The sequence below is a fragment of the Enterobacter sp. Li2LvB3 genome (assembly GCF_056156645.1).
The window spans coordinates 21,459-38,445 of sequence record NZ_JBSICG010000033.1 but is presented as its reverse complement, the minus strand read 5'-3'; the positions used below and the strand labels follow the sequence as shown (position 1 = coordinate 38,445).

Here is a 16,987-nt window from a genome sequence, read left to right as displayed (position 1 = left end):
CATTCAAGCCCGCTAGCTAAACAGCCCAACCAGCGCCGCACACAATACAGCAGCAACGGCGGTTTGTGGCGTGTGGCTTTCGGCTGCTCCGCTCGAGAGCAAATTCACTAATGATTCCAGCATGATGGTCCCCCCAATTTCCGGGCACGATCATACAAAACTCATCGGAACAGTAAAGCGCAAAATAACGGCAATTTGCGCTCAATTAGTAATCTTTACACAGCGGTAAAAATCACTCCATTCCCAGCTCTTTCAGCTTACGTGTCAGGGTATTGCGTCCCCATCCCAGTAAACGAGCCGCTTCCTGTTTATGGCCCTGAGTATGACGAAGCGCAGTGGTTAACAACGTGCGTTCCATTTCTGGCTGAGCCTCTGAAAGCAGGTTTTGATGACCGGATCGTAGCGCGCGATCCGCCCATTGCGCCAGAAGTGTCGCCCAGCTGTCTGGCAGCGCATGTCCGGTGCTGCTTTCTGGAGCGGTGGCTTCGAACAGCTCTCCTGGTAAATCCTGAATCAGCACTTCCTGACCGGCGGCCATGACCGTCAACCAGCGACAGGTATTTTCAAGCTGACGCACGTTGCCAGGCCAGGCCAGGCGGGTGAGGGCGGCATCGGTTTCCGGGTGGAGCAATTTGGCCTCCACACCCAGCTCACGCGCGGCAACCTGGAGGAAGTGGCGCGCCAGACGAGGGATATCCTCGCGACGCTCGCGCAGCGGTGGCAGGTGAACGCGGATCACGTTAAGACGATGGAACAAGTCTTCACGGAATTTGCCCTCCTGAACGCGCTGCTCAAGGTTCTGGTGCGTTGCGGCAATAATACGCACGTCTACTTTTACGGGAGCATAACCCCCCACACGGTAGAACTGCCCATCAGCCAGCACGCGAAGCAGGCGGGTCTGAACATCCAGCGGCATATCGCCGATTTCATCCAGGAAAAGGGTCCCGCCGTCAGCCTGTTCAAAGCGACCCTGGCGAATAGTGTTTGCGCCGGTAAATGCCCCTTTTTCATGGCCGAACAGTTCTGACTCAATCAAATCCTTCGGGATCGCCGCCATGTTCAGAGCGATAAACGGTGCTTTCGCACGCGGGCTATGCCGGTGTAGCGCATGGGCAACCAGTTCTTTACCGGTTCCCGATTCGCCGTTAATCAATACGCTAATGGAAGAACGGGACAAACGACCGATAATGCGAAAAACGTCCTGCATGGCAGGCGCTTCGCCGATGATGTCCGTCGTCGGGCCAAAAACTGGCGCATTGCGGGGTTGTTGCTGCTCCTGGTAGTGGCTGATGGCGCGCTCAACCAGGGCTACCGCTTCGTCGATATCAAAGGGTTTTGGCAGATAATCGAATGCCCCTTGCTGGTACGCACTGACGGCGGCATCCAGATCGGAGTGGGCAGTCATTATGATGACCGGAAGCATTGGGTGGCGTTGTTTGATCTGCTTTAAGAGCGCCAGCCCGTCCATGCCCGGCATCCGAATATCTGACAGCAAAACATCCGGGGTTTTGGTGGTGAGTGCATCAAGCACGTCGCTGCCGCTCTCAAACGTCGTGCAGCTTAATCCCGCTCCCGTGAGTGCGCGTTCAAGCACCCAACGGATGGAGCTATCGTCATCGACTACCCAGACTATCCCTCGTTGCATACACGTCACCTTTATTTTTTAATTGGCAGGTAAACCGAAAACTCGGTATGACCCGGCCAACTGGTAAATTCAATTTTGCCAGAGTGTTGATCAATCAAATTACGGGCAATGGATAACCCCAGTCCTGTACCGCCTTCGCGGCCACTAACCATCGGGTAGAACAATGTGTCCTGAAGATGCGATGGGATGCCTGGCCCGTTATCCTCAACGTCTATTCTTGCCGCAAGTCGGTAACGCACACCGTGCAGCGTTAACTGGAAAGCGGTACGGGTGCGCAGAATAATTTCACCACCTTCAGGCCCAAGCGCCTGAAGAGCATTACGCACGATATTCAGAAGAACCTGTTCAATCTGGTCAGGATCGTGCGCCAGTTCTGGCAGGCTTGGATCGTAATCGCGCACCAGCGTGACGTTTTCCGGTAACTCCATCGACACGAGTTTCACCACCCGCTCAGCCACTTTATGAATGCTTTCTGATACGTGCATTCCCGGTTGCTGCGGCCCAAGCAGTCTGTCGACCAGATTACGCAGACGGTCTGCCTGCTCAATGATGACGTTGGTGTATTCGGCAAGCGCAGGGTCGGGGAGTGCTTTGGTCAGCAGCTGTGCCGCACCGCGCAAACCACCCAGTGGGTTTTTGATTTCATGGGCCAGCCCACGCACCAAATCCCGGGCAGCGATCTGCTGGGCATGCTGGAGCTGTTCCTGACTAAGGCGACGCTGATTATCCATCGGTGCCATCTCGAGCAGAATAAGCCCCTCAGGAAGGCGTTGCGCCGTCAGCGAAAGAATATGGGAACGTCCGTCTATCACCAGCGTCACTTCGTTATCGGTGAACCCCTGACCGGCCTGTAAACTTTCCTGCATCAGGCCAATATTCAGTGAAAAATAGCTCAGCAATTCCGGGAGCGGTGTACCAAACAGTTTGCGTGCGCTCTGGGCAAGCAGTTGCTGCGCCGCCGGGTTGGCGTAATGCACTGCCAGCTCGTCGTCGACCAACAAGATACTGTTAATTAAGGAATTGAGGATCTGCCCAGCATCGGGCAGCGTGCCAGTTGCCATTCAGCAGTCTCCTGGAGTTGTTTGCACTAATTTAGTGCAGTATAGCTTTTTCGGCGTAAAAGCGCGTGAGATCAGGTTGTTGGTGGAGAAAAAAGCCCATCCGAAGATGGGCTGAAAGTTTCCACGGCAACAAAAAAACAGCTTTCGGGGTCGCGCGTAAAAAGTCGCGCGAAACCCGTTAAAAATTAAACGCTGTAGTACAGTTCGAATTCAACTGGGTGCGGAGTCATACGCACACGGTCATTCTCTTCGATACGCAGAGCGATGTATGCGTCGATAGCTTCGTCAGTGAACACACCACCTGCAGTCAGGAACTCGCGGTCAGCGTCCAGCGCCTGCAGCGCTTCTTCCAGAGAACCGGCAACCTGTGGGATCTCTTTCGCTTCTTCTGGCGGCAGGTCATACAGGTTTTTGTCCATTGCTTCACCTGGGTGGATCTTGTTCTTGATACCGTCAAGACCAGCCATCAGCAGAGCAGCGAAGCACAGGTATGGGTTAGCTGCTGGGTCCGGGAAGCGAACTTCGATACGACGCGCTTTCGGAGAAGCAACAACCGGGATACGGATAGAAGCAGAACGGTTACGAGCAGAGTAAGCCAGCATTACTGGTGCTTCATAGCCTGGGACCAGACGCTTGTAGGAGTTGGTGGTTGGGTTCGCCAGGGCGTTGATCGCTTTAGCGTGTTTGATAACACCACCGATGTAGAACAGCGCTTGCTCGGACAGACCCGCATATTTGTCGCCAGAGAACAGGTTGGTGCCGTTCTTGGACAGAGACATGTGGCAGTGCATACCGGAACCGTTGTCGCCAAACATTGGTTTTGGCATGAAGGTCGCAGTTTTACCGAAACGGTGCGCAACGTTGTGCACAACGTATTTGTAGATCTGAATCTCATCCGCTTTTTTGGTCATGGTGTTGAAGCGGGTTGCGATTTCGTTCTGGCCAGCAGTTGCCACTTCGTGGTGGTGAGCTTCAACAACCAGGCCCATCTCTTCCATGATCAGACACATAGTAGAACGGATGTCCTGTGAGGAATCGACCGGAGGAACCGGGAAGTAACCGCCTTTCACGCCTGGACGGTGACCTTTGTTACCACCTTCATATTTGGTGGAGGAGTTCCATGCGCCTTCGATGTCATCGATAGCAACGTGGGAACCAGAAATTGAAGCACCAAAACGGATGTCGTCAAACAGGAAGAATTCTGGCTCTGGCCCGAACAGAACGGTGTCTGCGATACCGGTAGAACGCAGGTACTCTTCTGCGCGCTTAGCGATGGAGCGTGGGTCACGGTCGTAACCTTGCAGTGTGCCTGGTTCGAGAATATCGCAACGGATGATCAGAGTAGGTTCTTCGAAGAACGGGTCAATGAGCGCAGTAGTTGCGTCCGGCATCAGAACCATGTCTGATTCGTTAATGCCTTTCCAGCCACCAATGGAGGAGCCGTCAAACATTTTGCCTTCTTCAAAGAATTCGGCGTTCACCTGATGTGCAGGGATTGTGACGTGCTGTTCTTTACCTTTGGTATCGGTGAAGCGCAGATCAACAAACTTCACTTCATGTTCGTTCAGCATCGTCAAAACGTGTTCAGCGGACATACTTAACTCTCCAGATTGGTCATTGTCGTCGTGGTAACGAGGTCTTCAATTTTTGTCTTGTACTGGCTGTGTTGCCATATTTTTTATAAAGCGAAATCTGTGCCAACTTTTAAAACACCCCAAAAAGGCGTTATCATGCGCACCATAGTGCAAAAGGGCTGCACCATGATGGTTATGTTGCACCAGTATAGTGCTCCATGGTGAACATTGAGCACCATATTGGTGCAATTTACGTTAAAGCGCCCTTTACCGCTCCGTGAAAGCGATCACAAAGCATCTCTGCAATACTTGTTTGCGGGGGATGTTTGTGATCCTGTTTTGTAGTGCGATTAATCCGTGTACAATAACGCGCTATTTCTAAATGCCTGAGGCAAAGTTGTGATCGAAAATTTGCGTAACATCGCCATCATCGCGCACGTTGACCATGGTAAAACTACCCTGGTTGATAAGCTGCTGCAGCAATCCGGTACGTTTGATGCTCGTGCCGAAACTCAAGAACGCGTGATGGACTCCAACGATTTGGAGAAAGAGCGTGGGATTACCATCCTCGCGAAAAACACCGCGATTAAATGGAATGACTACCGTATCAACATCGTTGATACCCCAGGGCACGCCGACTTCGGTGGTGAAGTTGAACGTGTAATGTCCATGGTAGACTCCGTGCTGCTGGTCGTTGACGCAATGGATGGCCCAATGCCGCAGACGCGCTTCGTGACCAAAAAGGCATTTGCCCATGGTCTGAAGCCAATCGTTGTTATCAACAAGGTTGACCGTCCTGGCGCGCGTCCTGACTGGGTTGTTGACCAGGTATTTGACCTGTTCGTTAACCTTGATGCGACCGACGAGCAGCTGGACTTCCCTATCGTTTACGCTTCTGCGCTGAACGGTATCGCAGGTCTGGACCACGAAGACATGGCTGAAGACATGACCCCGCTGTACCAGGCGATTGTTGACCGTGTTCCTGCACCAAGCGTTGATCTCGACGGCACCCTGCAGATGCAGATCTCTCAGCTCGACTACAACAACTATGTTGGCGTAATCGGCATTGGTCGTATCAAGCGCGGTAAAGTTAAGCCTAACCAGCAGGTTACTATCATCGATAGCGAAGGCAAAACCCGTAACGGTAAAGTCGGTAAAGTGCTGACTCACCTGGGTCTTGAGCGTATCGAGAGTGACGTTGCTGAAGCTGGCGACATCATCGCAATCACCGGTCTGGGTGAGCTGAACATCTCCGACACCATCTGCGATCCGCAGAGCGTCGAAGCGCTGCCAGCTCTGTCCGTTGATGAACCAACCGTGTCCATGTTCTTCAACGTCAACACCTCTCCGTTCTGTGGTAAAGAAGGTAAGTTCGTTACCTCTCGTCAGATCCTTGACCGCCTGAATAAAGAGCTGGTGCACAACGTTGCGCTGCGTGTTGAAGAAACTCCGGATGCAGACGCATTCCGTGTTTCTGGTCGTGGTGAGCTGCACCTGTCTGTTCTTATCGAAAACATGCGTCGTGAAGGTTTCGAAATGGCGGTTTCCCGTCCGAAAGTAATCTTCCGCGAAATCGACGGCCGTAAACAAGAGCCGTTCGAAAACGTAACGCTGGACGTTGAAGAGCAGCATCAGGGTTCTGTAATGCAGGCTCTGGGTGAGCGTAAAGGCGACCTGAAAAACATGAATCCAGATGGCAAAGGCCGCGTACGTCTCGACTACGTGATCCCAAGCCGTGGCCTGATCGGCTTCCGTTCTGAGTTCATGACCATGACTTCTGGTACTGGTCTGCTGTACTCCACCTTCAGCCACTACGACGACGTTCGTCCAGGCGAAGTTGGCCAGCGTAACAACGGCGTTCTGATCTCCAACGGTCAGGGTAAAGCGGTTGCGTTCGCACTGTTCAGCCTGCAGGACCGCGGTAAGCTGTTCCTGGGTCACGGTGCTGAAGTTTACGAAGGCCAGATCATCGGTATTCACAGTCGTTCTAACGACCTGACTGTAAACTGCCTGACCGGTAAGAAACTGACCAACATGCGTGCGTCAGGTACTGACGAAGCAACGGTCCTGGTTCCACCAGTCAAGATGACCCTGGAGCAAGCTCTGGAATTCATCGATGATGACGAACTGGTAGAAGTGACTCCACAGTCAATTCGTATCCGTAAACGTCACCTGACCGAGAACGATCGTAAACGTGCGATGCGCGGTCCGAAAGAAGACTAATTCACGCTTCTTTTAGTCTGCAAAACCCCGTCCTTTGTGGCGGGGTTTTTCTTTTTATGCGTTATGTCGCAGCGCATAGCCAAAGCTTATCTTTCCCGCTACAGTTACTTTTCCACGGCGAAAAGGAGATAAACATGCTTTATATCTTTGACTTAGGAAATGTAATCGTCGATATCGATTTTAATCGGGTGCTGGGCGCATGGAGCGACTTTAGCCGCGTTCCGCTGGCGACATTAAAACAGAGCTTCGCGATGAGTGAGACCTTCCATCAGCATGAGCGTGGTGAAATCAGTGATGAAGAGTTTGCCGAGCGCTTTTGTCACGAAATGGACCTGTCATTAAGCTACGAGCAATTTGCTCACGGCTGGCAGGCTGTATTTGTGGCGATCCGCCCGGAAGTCACCGACATCATGAAAAAACTTCGCAAACAAGGGCACCGGGTGGTGGTCCTGTCAAATACCAACCGTCTGCACACGACATTCTGGCCAGATGAATATCCTGAGGTAAATGCCGCAGCGGATCACGTCTATCTCTCCCAGGAGATGGGAATGCGCAAACCTGAGGCGCGAATTTATCAGGCCGTATTGCAGAAAGAAGGATACTCCGCAGCGGATGCGGTCTTTTTCGACGACAACGCCGATAATATAGAGGGAGCTAACCAGCTAGGTATCACGTCAATTCTGGTGACCGGAAAAGAGACGATACCCCACTATTTCGCGAAGCAGTTATGCTAAAAAACGTTCATCAAAAAGCCGCTCACCATACCCGCCCGCTCAGGGCGTGGCTGAAACTTCTCTGGCATCGCATTGATGAGGACAACATGACGACACTGGCAGGCAATCTTGCTTATGTGTCGTTGCTCTCGTTAGTGCCGCTGGTGGCGGTTGTTTTTGCCCTTTTTTCTGCATTCCCGATGTTTGCGGATGTAAGCCTACAGCTGCGTCATTTCATCTTTGCTAACTTTATTCCGGCCACCGGCGATGTGATTCAGAATTACATCGAACAGTTTGTTGCCAATTCAAACAAGATGACCGCCGTTGGGGCATGTGGGTTGATAGTAACGGCATTGCTGTTGATGTATGCCATTGATAGTGCGCTGAACACTATCTGGCGCAGTAAGCGGATTCGACCCAGAGTGTACTCTTTTGCCGTTTACTGGATGATTTTGACGCTTGGGCCGCTGCTCGCGGGGGCGAGCCTGGCGATAAGCTCTTATCTGCTCTCGTTGCGTTGGGCCAGTGAGCTAAATGGCGTTATCGACAATGTGCTGCGCCTTTTCCCGCTGGTGTTGTCCTGGCTCTCGTTCTGGCTGTTGTACAGCGTAGTCCCGACCACTCGCGTACCCAATCGCGATGCCGTGTTAGGCGCGCTGGTGGCGGCAGTGCTTTTTGAGCTGGGGAAAAAAGGATTTGCCCTCTATATCACCATGTTCCCGTCTTATCAGCTGATCTACGGTGTGCTGGCGGTGATCCCCATTTTGTTTGTCTGGGTGTACTGGACCTGGTGTATCGTCTTGCTTGGTGCCGAAATAACTGTCACTCTCGGAATATATCGAGAACTCAGAAAAGCAGCAGAAGCTGAAAAACAACAAGAAGCAGACCAACCATGATTGCATTGATACAGCGCGTAACCCGTGCCAGCGTCACCGTGGAGGGAGAGGTGACGGGTGAAATTGGCCCAGGACTTTTAGTGTTGTTAGGTGTCGAAAAGGAAGATGACGAACAAAAAGCCAACCGCTTATGTGAGCGCGTGTTGGGCTACCGCATCTTTAGCGATGCAGAAGGAAAGATGAATCTCAATGTCCAGCAGGCGGGTGGCAGCGTGCTGGTGGTGTCTCAATTTACGCTTGCTGCGGACACTGAGCGCGGAATGCGACCTGGCTTCTCCAGAGGGGCAGCGCCAGATCGTGCAGAAGCGCTTTATGAGTACTTTGTTGAGCGTTGTCGCCAACAGGAAATGAATACGCAAACCGGACGATTCGCTGCGGATATGCAGGTTTCGCTGGTGAACGATGGCCCCGTCACTTTCTGGCTCCAGGTATGAGCCAGCTGGCGGCGTGGCCGCGGGTAACAAGAGAGAGTACAGCTATGTATCACCTTCGAGTACCGCAAACAGAAGAAGAGTTAGACGTTTACTACCATTTCCGCTGGGAAATGCTGCGCAAGCCATTACATCAGCCTCAGGGCTCAGAACGTGACGCCTGGGATGCAATGGCACATCACCAGATGGTGGTGGATGAAGAGGGTAACCTCGTCGCCGTTGGGCGGTTGTATATTAATGCCGATAACGAAGCCTCCATTCGTTTTATGGCAGTCCATCCTTCGGTTCAGGACAAAGGCCTGGGCACACTGATGGCGATGACCCTGGAGTCTGTCGCGCGTCAGGAAGGCGTAAAGCGCGTGACCTGTAGCGCCCGTGAGGATGCCGTGGAGTTTTTTGCCAAGCTGGGTTTTGTTAACCAGGGTGAAATCACGACACCGCAAACCACCCCGGTTCGCCATTTCCTGATGATTAAACCCGTTGCCACGCTGGATGATATTTTGCATCGCGCAGACTGGTGCGGGCAGCTACAACAGGCCTGGTATCAGCACATCCCGCTGAGTGAAAAAATGGGTGTCCGTATCCAGCAGTATACGGGGCAAAAATTCATCACCACGATGCCGGAAATCGGCAATCAAAACCCGCACCACACGCTGTTTGCAGGCAGCCTTTTCTCGCTGGCCACGCTCACTGGCTGGGGGCTTATCTGGCTGATGCTGCGAGAGCGCCATCTTGGTGGCACCATCATTCTTGCAGATGCCCACATTCGCTACAGCGCACCGATAAGCGGCAAGCCAAGTGCCGTTGCCGATCTGGGGTCGCTCGGTGGCGACCTTGACCGCCTGGCTCGTGGACGCAAAGCCCGCGTGCAGATGCAGGTTGAGCTTTTTGGTGACGAAACATCGGGCGCGGTATTTGAAGGTACCTACATCGTTCTCCCTGCGAAGCCGTTTGGCGCGTACGAAGAGGGTGGGAACGAGGAAGAGTAATCTTGTCCAGCCCGGTTTATTGCTGGGCTGGATTAATTCGCCGTGCGATATCTCGTATGACATCCCGTGCTGACTGGCTGATACCGCCAAGCTGAAAGAAGCCGTGGATCACGCCCAACCAGCGCTGAGCCGTACACACCACGCCTTGTTCTGTCAGATATTGATAGAGTGTCTCTCCCTCATCGCATAGCGGATCAAATTCAGCAGTAATAATGTGTACAGGCGGCAGACCGCTCAAATCATCTCGCCATAGCGGGCTGGCTTCAGGATGAAGCTTTTCGGTATCAACCAGATACGTTTCAAAGCCGCTCAACAGCGTATCGCGGGTGATGACATAATCCAGGCCATTGCGGGTGTAGCTCCCGGACCTGGCGGTAGCATCAAGCATGGGATAGATAAAAATCAGCTGTGCGGGTAACCAGACTCCTGCCTTCTTGAGCCGCAGTGATGTCACCAGAGCCAGATGGCCTCCTGCACTGTCTCCGCAGAGGGTGATCCGGTTTGTATCCACCCCAAACGTATCCGCATACTTCCGTACCAGGTTTGCACCTTTTTCTGCATCATCATGTGCTGCCGGAAAGGTATGTTCTGGCGCCAGTCGGTATCTTATGGCAATCACGCGACAGTTGCCGTAATACGCCAGTTGGCGGAGCTGATTGTCATGCGTCTCAAACCCACCGCTGATAAAACAGCCACCGTGATAATAAATAACGGTGGGCAGTAATTTGGCCGCGTTACCTGGTGAGTAGACCTGGAAAGTCATACCTTCACGTTCAAGTTTTTCAACCGTTATGCGCGTTTCTGTCTCCCCTGCGAGCACTGTGCTGGCGAGATATCCCGCTCTCCGGTCATCAATACTCTGGCTACTCGAAGAGGGCCTTCCTGCTGCAATAAAATCCTGAACCAGTTTATCTATACCCTTTTCCAGCGCCATGTGAATGCCTTTTTTCTGTATGGATATACAGTGTTATAACCTGGATTATCGCGGAAGAAAATAGAGGATTTGCATGGGAACTCGGTTCTGGAAAGCGGCTCGCAAAAGTGGTCGCGAATTTTAAAATGAACTTTGACCTTAAAATGACAAGGAGTATTTTGCCTGAAAATTAACCATTTGTGATATACTAGGATGATATATGAGTCTTTTGGTGAACCTTGATATGGGCAGAATACTGATCGATTTGTCGGATGACGTCATTCAACGGCTGGATAACCTCAAACAGTTGCGGAATCAACCTCGTGCCGAATTGCTGCGAGAAGCGATAGAGCAGTATCTCGACCAGCAAAGCACTTCGGTTATTCGTGATGCGCTGGGTCTGTGGGGCAACCAGCAAGAAGATGGGCTGGAGTACGAACGCAAGCTGCGTGAGGAGTGGTAATTGTGGAACACATGGCAGTGTTTGATACCAACATTCTTATCGATCTCTTTAATAATCGCACTGAGGCAGCGAATGCGATTGAAAACACAGCATCGCACCGGGCGATCAGCCTGATTACATGGATGGAAGTGATGGTCGGCGCGCGCAGGCACGGTCATGAAGCAAAAACGGCGGCTGTATTGGGTGCCTTTGAGATTATCGATGTGTCGCGTGAAATCGCTGAAAGAAGCGTTTTACTCCGTGAGGAGCACGGGATGAAACTGCCTGATGCCATCATTCTGGCCACAGCCCAGAGTAGAAATTGCCCGTTGATTTCACGTAATACGAAAGATTTTGCGGGAATTGTTGGGGTTGTCTCACCCTATCATCTGTAGGCCGGGCAAGCTTGCGCCGCCCGGCACTGTCAGAGGTAATTACTCCCCTTCACCCGGGAACAGGAACGGGTTAATCGAGCTGCGGGCAAAGCCCTCCTGCTCCATCTTCGCGTCCAGAATCAGCGAGGCGAGATCGTCGGCCACCGCTTCGACTTTCGGGTCTTTTTCCTGATAAAGAATCTTCAGGTAGGTCCCGCAGTCGCCGCAGCTTTCCGCTTTCACCGCCGCTTCTTCATTTTCCAGCGACCAGTAGTTCAGATCGCGGGTCTGTTCGCAGTTGCTGCACTTCACGCGCACCACGTGCCATTCGGTTTCACACAGGTTGCAGTGCAGGTAGCGCAGCCCCTGGGACGTACCGATCTGCACCATGCTGGACACCGGCATTGAACCGCACACCGGGCAGAACTGACGTGCTTCGCCATATTCTGCGCGGGCTTTACCTGGGATCAGGCTGGCCATTTGCGCCCAGTAGAGCGACAGCGCAGCCCAGATAAACGGGGCTTTATCGCTGCTGACAAGCGTAAAGTCGGAAGCAAACAGCGCGCTCGCCATCTCTTCCAGCTCCATATCAGAGGCTTTTTCCAGGTTCTCGATCACCGCCAGCGCAGTGCCGCTCATCTCCGGCTTAAGCTCGGCAATCAGCGAATGCAGCAGCTTGCGCCAGTGCTTGTCGCGCGGCAACACGTGAATATCCAGCGGCGGTTTACCCTGCTCGTTGGCTTCTTTGATGCGCGCGGTGAGATCCATTTGCAGAGGATGGTCGTAAAGCACCACTTCCTGTGCGTGGGCAATCAGCGCGGCAAAGCGCAAAAAGTCGCCCAGAGGATTGTTCTCTGCCAGCTCGCGCAGACGCTCTGCGCGGCGGTTATAGAGGTTCTTGAGTCTGGGGAATAACAACGGCGGAATATATTCCGCCGTGCGTTTCTCGCTCGAACCCAGCTCATCTTGCGGGATTATGCGAATACTCATTCAGTTTTCTTTTCCGTTGTCTTTCGGACCTCACGGTACCAGCGCGGGTGATGTTTCTTCGCCCACGTATTGGTTACCCATCCTTCCACCATCGCGGTAATGGTGCCTTTCACCCAAAGGGCGGCGTAAATATGCACCATGATAACCACAATTAACGCCACTGCGGCAAATGAATGCAGCATCAGCGCAAATCGGATCACCGGGATTGAGAAAGCAGGCGCAAAATACGGACGCCAAATGATCACACCACTCACCAGCAACAGTACCAGGAAAATAATCGCCGCCCAGAATACGCATTTCTGGCCGAAGTTATAACGCCCGGTATCACCCACTTCCTCGTTGACGACGATCTTACGAATATTCTTCGCCCAAAAGATATCATCCCGATTGATTAGGTTATGGTGCCAGTATCGGAAAAACATGATGATGAACGACGCGAACATGATGACGCCAACAAACGGGTGCAATATACGCGCCAGCTGTGGTGTCCCCATGATCTGCATCAGCCAGTTGAAGGACGGGAAGAAGAACCCCAGTCCGCTTATGGCCGCCAGCATGAAGCAGAAGGCGGTGACCCAGTGGTTGATTCGCTCCGGCGCGGTATAGCGCACGATGGTGTCACGTTTTCTCATTTGCGCACCTCGTCTTTCTCTTCATGCAGGTTATCGTCTTCTTCTTCCGCGCGGTTCGGGCCGACACCGACGTAGTGGAAGATGCTTGCTGCGAAGGTGGCAGCAAACCCGACCGCTGCCAGCGGTTTCCAGATGCCTTTCCAGAACTTAACAGTAGCGCTGATTTCCGGGTTCTCCGGCAGGCCGTGGTACAGATTCGGCTTGTCGGCGTGGTGCAGCACGTACATCACGTGCGTACCGCCAACACCGGCCGGATCGTACAGGCCTGCGTTGTCGTAACCACGGGTTTTCAGCTCGCCCACGCGTTCTGCCGCCAGCGTTTTCATATCCTCTTTAGAGCCAAAGTGGATAGCACCGGTTGGGCAGGTCTTCACGCAGGCTGGCTCCTGGCCGACGGTTACGCGGTCAACGCACAGCGTACATTTGTAGACGCGGTTGTCTTCCGGGTTCAGTCGCGGCACGTCGAACGGGCAGCCGGCGATGCAGTAGCCGCAGCCAATGCACTGTTCGGACTGGAAGTCGACGATGCCGTTGGCATACTGAATGATAGCCCCTTCTGACGGGCACGCCTTCAGGCAGCCCGGATCCGCACAGTGCATACAGCCGTCTTTGCGGATAAGCCATTCCAGTTTGTCGTTCTGCTCCACTTCCGAGAAACGCATTACCGTCCAGGATTTGGCGGTCAGGTCCGCCGGGTTGTCGTACACCCCGACGTTGTGACCGACTTCATCACGGAGGTCGTTCCACTCCGAACACGCCACCTGACAGGCTTTACAGCCGATACAGGTGGTTACGTCGATAAGCTTCGCCACTTCCTGCTGGTGGTCCCGTGCCTGAGGCGCGGGAGTGAAACCGTTAGTCGCGGAACGACGAATAATGTCTTGCGATTGATAAGCCATAAGTCGTCTCCGTTACACCTTTTCCACGTTCACGAGGAAGGCCTTAAACTCCGGCGTCTGCGTGTTCGCATCACCGACGAACGGCGTCAGGGTGTTAGCAATAAACCCTTTCTTCGCCACGCCCTCGTAACCCCAGTGGATAGGAATACCAATGGTGTCCACCTGCTGACCGTGAACGTTCAGCGTGCGAATACGCTTGGTCACCACTGCCTTGGCCTTGATATAGCCGCGGTTAGAGGAGACTTTCACGGTATCGCCGTGGGCAATGCCGAGCTTGTTCGCCAGCTTCTCGCCGATCTCTACAAACTGTTCCGGCTGCGCGATGGCGTTAAGCAGCGCGTGCTTGGTCCAGTAGTGGAAGTGCTCGGTCAGACGATAGGTTGTACCCACATACGGGAACTTGTCTTTTTTACCCAGCGCTTCGAGATCGCCCTTGAAGATACGGGCTGCCGGGTTAGAGACCACGTTCGGGTGCAGCGGGTTGGTACCCAGCGGCGTTTCAAACGGTTCGTAGTGTTCCGGGAACGGACCTTCCGCCATCTTATCGATAGCAAACAGACGTCCCATCCCTTCAGGCTGCATGATAAATGGCCCAACATCGCTGCCTGGTGCGGCAGTGCTGTAGTCCGGAATATCCACGCCGCCCCACTTCGCACCGTCCCATTTCAGCAGCTGACGCTTCGGATCCCACGGATTCCCCTGCGGGTCTGCGGAGGCGCGGTTGTACAGAATGCGGCGGTTAAGCGGCCATGCCCATGCCCAACCCAGCGTATTGCCCAGACCCGAAGGGTCGGCGTTATCGCGGTTGGCCATCTGGTTGCCTTTCGGCGTCCAGCTTCCGGCGAAGATCCAGCAACCGCTGGACGTCGTGCCGTCATCGCGCAGGTGCGCAAAGGTGCTGAGCTGTTCACCTTTCTTCGCCAGAACGGCACCGGTAGCCGGGTCGATAACATCCGCCAGCGCCTTACCGTTGCTCTCCATCGCCACTTCTTCCGGCGCTGGATTTTCTGGCGTCGAGTAGTTCCAGGACATATTCAGAACCGGTTCCGGGTTCGCGCCGCCTTCTGCTGCGTACATCTTACGCAGGCGCAAGAAGATGCCGGCCAGGATCTCACCGTCGTTCATGGCAAGCCCTGGGGCGTCTGCGCCTTTCCAGTGCCACTGCAACCAGCGCCCGGAGTTAACAATAGAGCCGTTCTCTTCCGCGAAACAGGTCGATGGCAGTCGGAACACCTCGGTCTGAATTTTCGATGGATCGACATCGTTCGATTCACCGTGGTTCTGCCAGAAGGTCGAGGTTTCGGTATTGAGCGGGTCAATTGTTACCAGGAACTTCAGTTTTGACAGGGATGCCACAACCTTGTTCTTGTTCGGGAACGAGGCAACCGGGTTAAAGCCCTGGCACAGATAGCCGTTGACCTTGCCCTGGTTCATCATCTCGAAGTACTGGAGAACGTCGTAACCTTTGTCCCACTTCGGCAGCCAGTCAAAGCCCCAGCCGTTTTCAGCCGTTGCTTTGTCGCCGAAGAACGCTTTCATCATCGAGACGAAGAACTTCGGATAGTTGCCCCAGTAGTTTACCTGGCCTTCAAGCAGCGGTTTAGGCGTGCTGGCCGTCAGGTAGGTTTGCAGGTCAGTCTGTTTCTCGCTTGGCAGGTTCATATATCCCGGCAGGCTTTGAGACAGAAGGCCGAGGTCGGTCAGACCCTGAATGTTGGAGTGACCGCGCAGGGCGTTTACGCCACCGCCTGCCATCCCCATGTTGCCAAGCAGCAGCTGAACCATCGCCATGGTACGGATGTTCTGCGCACCGATGGAGTGTTGCGTCCAGCCGAGTGCATACAGGAAAGACGCGGTTTTATCTTTCGCGCTGGTTTCGGCGATAAGCTCACAGACTTTCAGGAAGTCCGCCTTCGGCGTACCACAGATATTTTCAACTACATCCGGCGTGTAGCGGGAAACGTGCTCTTTCAGCAGGTTCCACACGCAGCGCGGGTGTTGCAGGGTGGTGTCGCGCTTCGCAAAGCCTTTCTCATCCAGCTCGTAGTTCCAGCTGGTTTTGTCGTACTTGCGTTTTTCGGCGTTATAACCGCTGAACAGGCCATCTTCGAAGTGATAATCCTCACGCACGATCAGGCTGGCGTTGGTATAGGCTTCGGTGTATTCGCGGTTGTATTTTTCGTTAGTCATCAGGTACAGCAATACGCCTGACAGGAATGTGATGTCAGTACCTGAACGAATAGGGGTGTAGAAATCCGCCACTGACGCAGTACGCGTAAAGCGGGGATCGATAACAATCAATTTTGCGCCGTTGTGAATTTTGGCTTCCATCGCCCAGCGGAACCCGACAGGGTGCGCTTCAGCGGCGTTACCGCCCATCACCACGATGAGGTTGGCGTTCTTGATGTCGACCCAGTGGTTGGTCATCGCACCGCGACCAAATGTTGGAGCAAGACTTGCTACCGTTGGTCCGTGTCAGACACGCGCCTGGTTGTCGACCGCGAGCATTCCGAGTGCACGCGTAAATTTCTGGGTTAAATAACCGGTTTCGTTACTGGAAGCAGAGGCACACAGCATCCCGGTGGAGAGCCAGCGGTTCACCGTTACGCCATCGGCGTTCTTGTCGATGAAGTTGGCATCGCGGTCTTCTTTAATCAGTTTCGCGATGCGGTCAAACGCATCATCCCAGCTGATTTGTTGCCATTTGTCGGAGCCTGGAGCGCGGTACTCGGGGAATTTCAGGCGGCTTTCTGAGTGGATAAAGTCCACCAGACCTGCGCCTTTCGGACACAGCGCACCACGGTTGACCGGATGATCCGGATCGCCTTCGATGTGGAAGATAGACGCTTTGGCGTTTTTCGCACCGTCGCCGAGGCTATACATCAACAGCCCGCAACCGACAGAGCAGTACGTACAGGTATTACGGGTTTCACGGGTGCGCAGCAGTTTGTACTGCCGCGTTTCCGCCAGCGCTACGCCGGGTGCAAAGCCCAGTGCCGCTGCCGTGGTGCCTGCCATACCGCCAGCGCAGATCTTAAAGAACTGCCTTCTGCTGACCTGCATGGGTCACTCCTTGTTTCGACATTGCTTACATATAGAGTCTTAACTTCGCGGTCGTTTTTTGCCCGCAAAGAAGAAAATTTGTGTTAATCCCTCAATTCCACGAGGGATATCATCAGAATACCACATTGTCGGTAAGCCTGTT

16 protein-coding genes are annotated in these 16,987 nt (G+C 53.6%); 7 read left to right on the top strand and 9 right to left on the bottom strand.

Annotated features, from left to right (window positions below; translation table 11 throughout):
* Positions 1-12: 12 nt before the first annotated feature.
* From ACS603_RS21490 to glnA, 4 genes are all read right to left on the bottom strand, one after another.
* On the bottom strand, positions 13-123 hold the full coding sequence (locus ACS603_RS21490; protein ID WP_125358805.1) for a YshB family small membrane protein: 111 nt from the start codon (positions 121-123) through the stop codon (positions 13-15).
* A gap of 109 nt (positions 124-232) precedes the next feature.
* A complete protein-coding gene (gene glnG, locus ACS603_RS21485; protein WP_182063041.1) occupies positions 233-1,645 on the bottom strand; it encodes a nitrogen regulation protein NR(I) in 1,413 nt (470 codons plus the stop codon).
* A gap of 11 nt (positions 1,646-1,656) precedes the next feature.
* Positions 1,657-2,706, bottom strand: coding sequence for a nitrogen regulation protein NR(II) (gene glnL / locus ACS603_RS21480; RefSeq protein ID WP_182063040.1), 1,050 nt, complete (start codon positions 2,704-2,706; stop codon positions 1,657-1,659).
* 185 nt (positions 2,707-2,891) lie between these two features.
* Positions 2,892-4,301: a glutamate--ammonia ligase gene (glnA, locus tag ACS603_RS21475; protein WP_182063039.1), complete on the bottom strand. Its 1,410-nt coding sequence runs from the start codon at positions 4,299-4,301 to the stop codon at positions 2,892-2,894.
* A 378-nt stretch (positions 4,302-4,679) separates the two neighbouring features.
* On the opposite strand from glnA, the gene typA reads away from it, so the two are divergent.
* The 5 genes from typA to fabY all read left to right on the top strand — a co-directional run bounded on the left by typA (position 4,680) and on the right by fabY (position 9,532).
* Positions 4,680-6,503, top strand: a complete 1,824-nt coding sequence (typA, locus tag ACS603_RS21470) for a ribosome-dependent GTPase TypA (protein WP_182063038.1) — start codon at positions 4,680-4,682, stop codon at positions 6,501-6,503.
* A 134-nt stretch (positions 6,504-6,637) separates the two neighbouring features.
* Entirely contained in the window at positions 6,638-7,237 is a 600-nt protein-coding gene (gene yihX, locus ACS603_RS21465; RefSeq protein ID WP_182063037.1) for a glucose-1-phosphatase, read from the top strand.
* Positions 7,231-8,112, top strand: coding sequence for a virulence factor BrkB family protein (locus ACS603_RS21460; RefSeq protein ID WP_182063036.1), 882 nt, complete (start codon positions 7,231-7,233; stop codon positions 8,110-8,112). Before yihX ends, ACS603_RS21460 begins: the two co-directional genes overlap by 7 nt.
* Positions 8,109-8,546, top strand: a complete 438-nt coding sequence (dtd, locus tag ACS603_RS21455) for a D-aminoacyl-tRNA deacylase (protein ID WP_014072393.1) — start codon at positions 8,109-8,111, stop codon at positions 8,544-8,546. The genes ACS603_RS21460 and dtd overlap by 4 nt, the downstream gene beginning before the upstream one ends.
* Positions 8,547-8,590: 44 nt before the next feature.
* Positions 8,591-9,532, top strand: a complete 942-nt coding sequence (fabY, locus tag ACS603_RS21450) for a fatty acid biosynthesis protein FabY (protein WP_041162159.1) — start codon at positions 8,591-8,593, stop codon at positions 9,530-9,532.
* A gap of 16 nt (positions 9,533-9,548) precedes the next feature.
* On the opposite strand, the gene ACS603_RS21445 is transcribed toward fabY, so the two are convergent.
* Positions 9,549-10,466 carry an alpha/beta hydrolase gene (locus ACS603_RS21445; protein ID WP_182063035.1) on the bottom strand — a complete coding sequence of 306 codons (918 nt, stop codon included), beginning with the start codon at positions 10,464-10,466 and terminating at the stop codon, positions 9,549-9,551.
* Between the two features lie 199 nt (positions 10,467-10,665).
* Between ACS603_RS21445 and ACS603_RS21440 the strand changes: the two genes are divergently transcribed.
* Both ACS603_RS21440 and ACS603_RS21435 read left to right on the top strand, forming a co-directional pair.
* Complete coding sequence (locus tag ACS603_RS21440) at positions 10,666-10,908, top strand: ribbon-helix-helix protein, CopG family (RefSeq protein WP_014072390.1); 243 nt, start codon at positions 10,666-10,668, stop codon at positions 10,906-10,908.
* 2 nt (positions 10,909-10,910) lie between these two features.
* The gene (locus ACS603_RS21435) at positions 10,911-11,282 is read left to right on the top strand and encodes a type II toxin-antitoxin system VapC family toxin (RefSeq protein WP_315687362.1); all 372 of its coding nucleotides are present in this window, start codon (positions 10,911-10,913) and stop codon (positions 11,280-11,282) included.
* 39 nt (positions 11,283-11,321) lie between these two features.
* Here ACS603_RS21435 and fdhE read toward each other — a convergent pair whose 3' ends face one another.
* The 4 genes from fdhE to fdnG are packed head-to-tail and all read right to left on the bottom strand — an operon-like array spanning position 11,322 to position 16,845.
* Positions 11,322-12,251 (bottom strand): formate dehydrogenase accessory protein FdhE, encoded by a 930-nt coding sequence (fdhE, locus tag ACS603_RS21430; RefSeq protein WP_182063034.1) that lies wholly within the window; start codon positions 12,249-12,251, stop codon positions 11,322-11,324.
* Positions 12,248-12,883, bottom strand: a complete 636-nt coding sequence (gene fdoI / locus ACS603_RS21425; RefSeq protein ID WP_182063033.1) for a formate dehydrogenase cytochrome b556 subunit — start codon at positions 12,881-12,883, stop codon at positions 12,248-12,250. Before fdoI ends, fdhE begins: the two co-directional genes overlap by 4 nt.
* Positions 12,880-13,782 (bottom strand): formate dehydrogenase subunit beta, encoded by a 903-nt coding sequence (gene fdxH / locus ACS603_RS21420; RefSeq protein ID WP_008501831.1) that lies wholly within the window; start codon positions 13,780-13,782, stop codon positions 12,880-12,882. Before fdxH ends, fdoI begins: the two co-directional genes overlap by 4 nt.
* Before the next feature lie 12 nt (positions 13,783-13,794).
* On the bottom strand, positions 13,795-16,845 hold the full coding sequence (fdnG, locus tag ACS603_RS21415) for a formate dehydrogenase-N subunit alpha (protein ID WP_182063032.1): 3,051 nt from the start codon (positions 16,843-16,845) through the stop codon (positions 13,795-13,797).
* Positions 16,846-16,987 lie beyond the last annotated feature (142 nt).

Bases quoted from the DNA above. Each gene is read 5' to 3' on its own strand.
- fdhE (WP_182063034.1), bottom strand. From the start codon at position 12,251: ATGAGTATTCGCATAATCCCGCAAGATGAGCTGGGTTCGAGCGAGAAA.
- glnG (WP_182063041.1), bottom strand. From the start codon at position 1,645: ATGCAACGAGGGATAGTCTGGGTAGTCGATGACGATAGCTCCATCCGT.
- yihX (WP_182063037.1), top strand. From the start codon at position 6,638: ATGCTTTATATCTTTGACTTAGGAAATGTAATCGTCGATATCGATTTT.
- fdoI (WP_182063033.1), bottom strand. From the start codon at position 12,883: ATGAGAAAACGTGACACCATCGTGCGCTATACCGCGCCGGAGCGAATC.
- fdxH (WP_008501831.1), bottom strand. From the start codon at position 13,782: ATGGCTTATCAATCGCAAGACATTATTCGTCGTTCCGCGACTAACGGT.
- ACS603_RS21460 (WP_182063036.1), top strand. From the start codon at position 7,231: ATGCTAAAAAACGTTCATCAAAAAGCCGCTCACCATACCCGCCCGCTC.
- ACS603_RS21445 (WP_182063035.1), bottom strand. From the start codon at position 10,466: ATGGCGCTGGAAAAGGGTATAGATAAACTGGTTCAGGATTTTATTGCA.
- glnA (WP_182063039.1), bottom strand. From the start codon at position 4,301: ATGTCCGCTGAACACGTTTTGACGATGCTGAACGAACATGAAGTGAAG.
- ACS603_RS21440 (WP_014072390.1), top strand. From the start codon at position 10,666: ATGAGTCTTTTGGTGAACCTTGATATGGGCAGAATACTGATCGATTTG.
- dtd (WP_014072393.1), top strand. From the start codon at position 8,109: ATGATTGCATTGATACAGCGCGTAACCCGTGCCAGCGTCACCGTGGAG.
- ACS603_RS21490 (WP_125358805.1), bottom strand. From the start codon at position 123: ATGCTGGAATCATTAGTGAATTTGCTCTCGAGCGGAGCAGCCGAAAGC.
- fabY (WP_041162159.1), top strand. From the start codon at position 8,591: ATGTATCACCTTCGAGTACCGCAAACAGAAGAAGAGTTAGACGTTTAC.
- glnL (WP_182063040.1), bottom strand. From the start codon at position 2,706: ATGGCAACTGGCACGCTGCCCGATGCTGGGCAGATCCTCAATTCCTTA.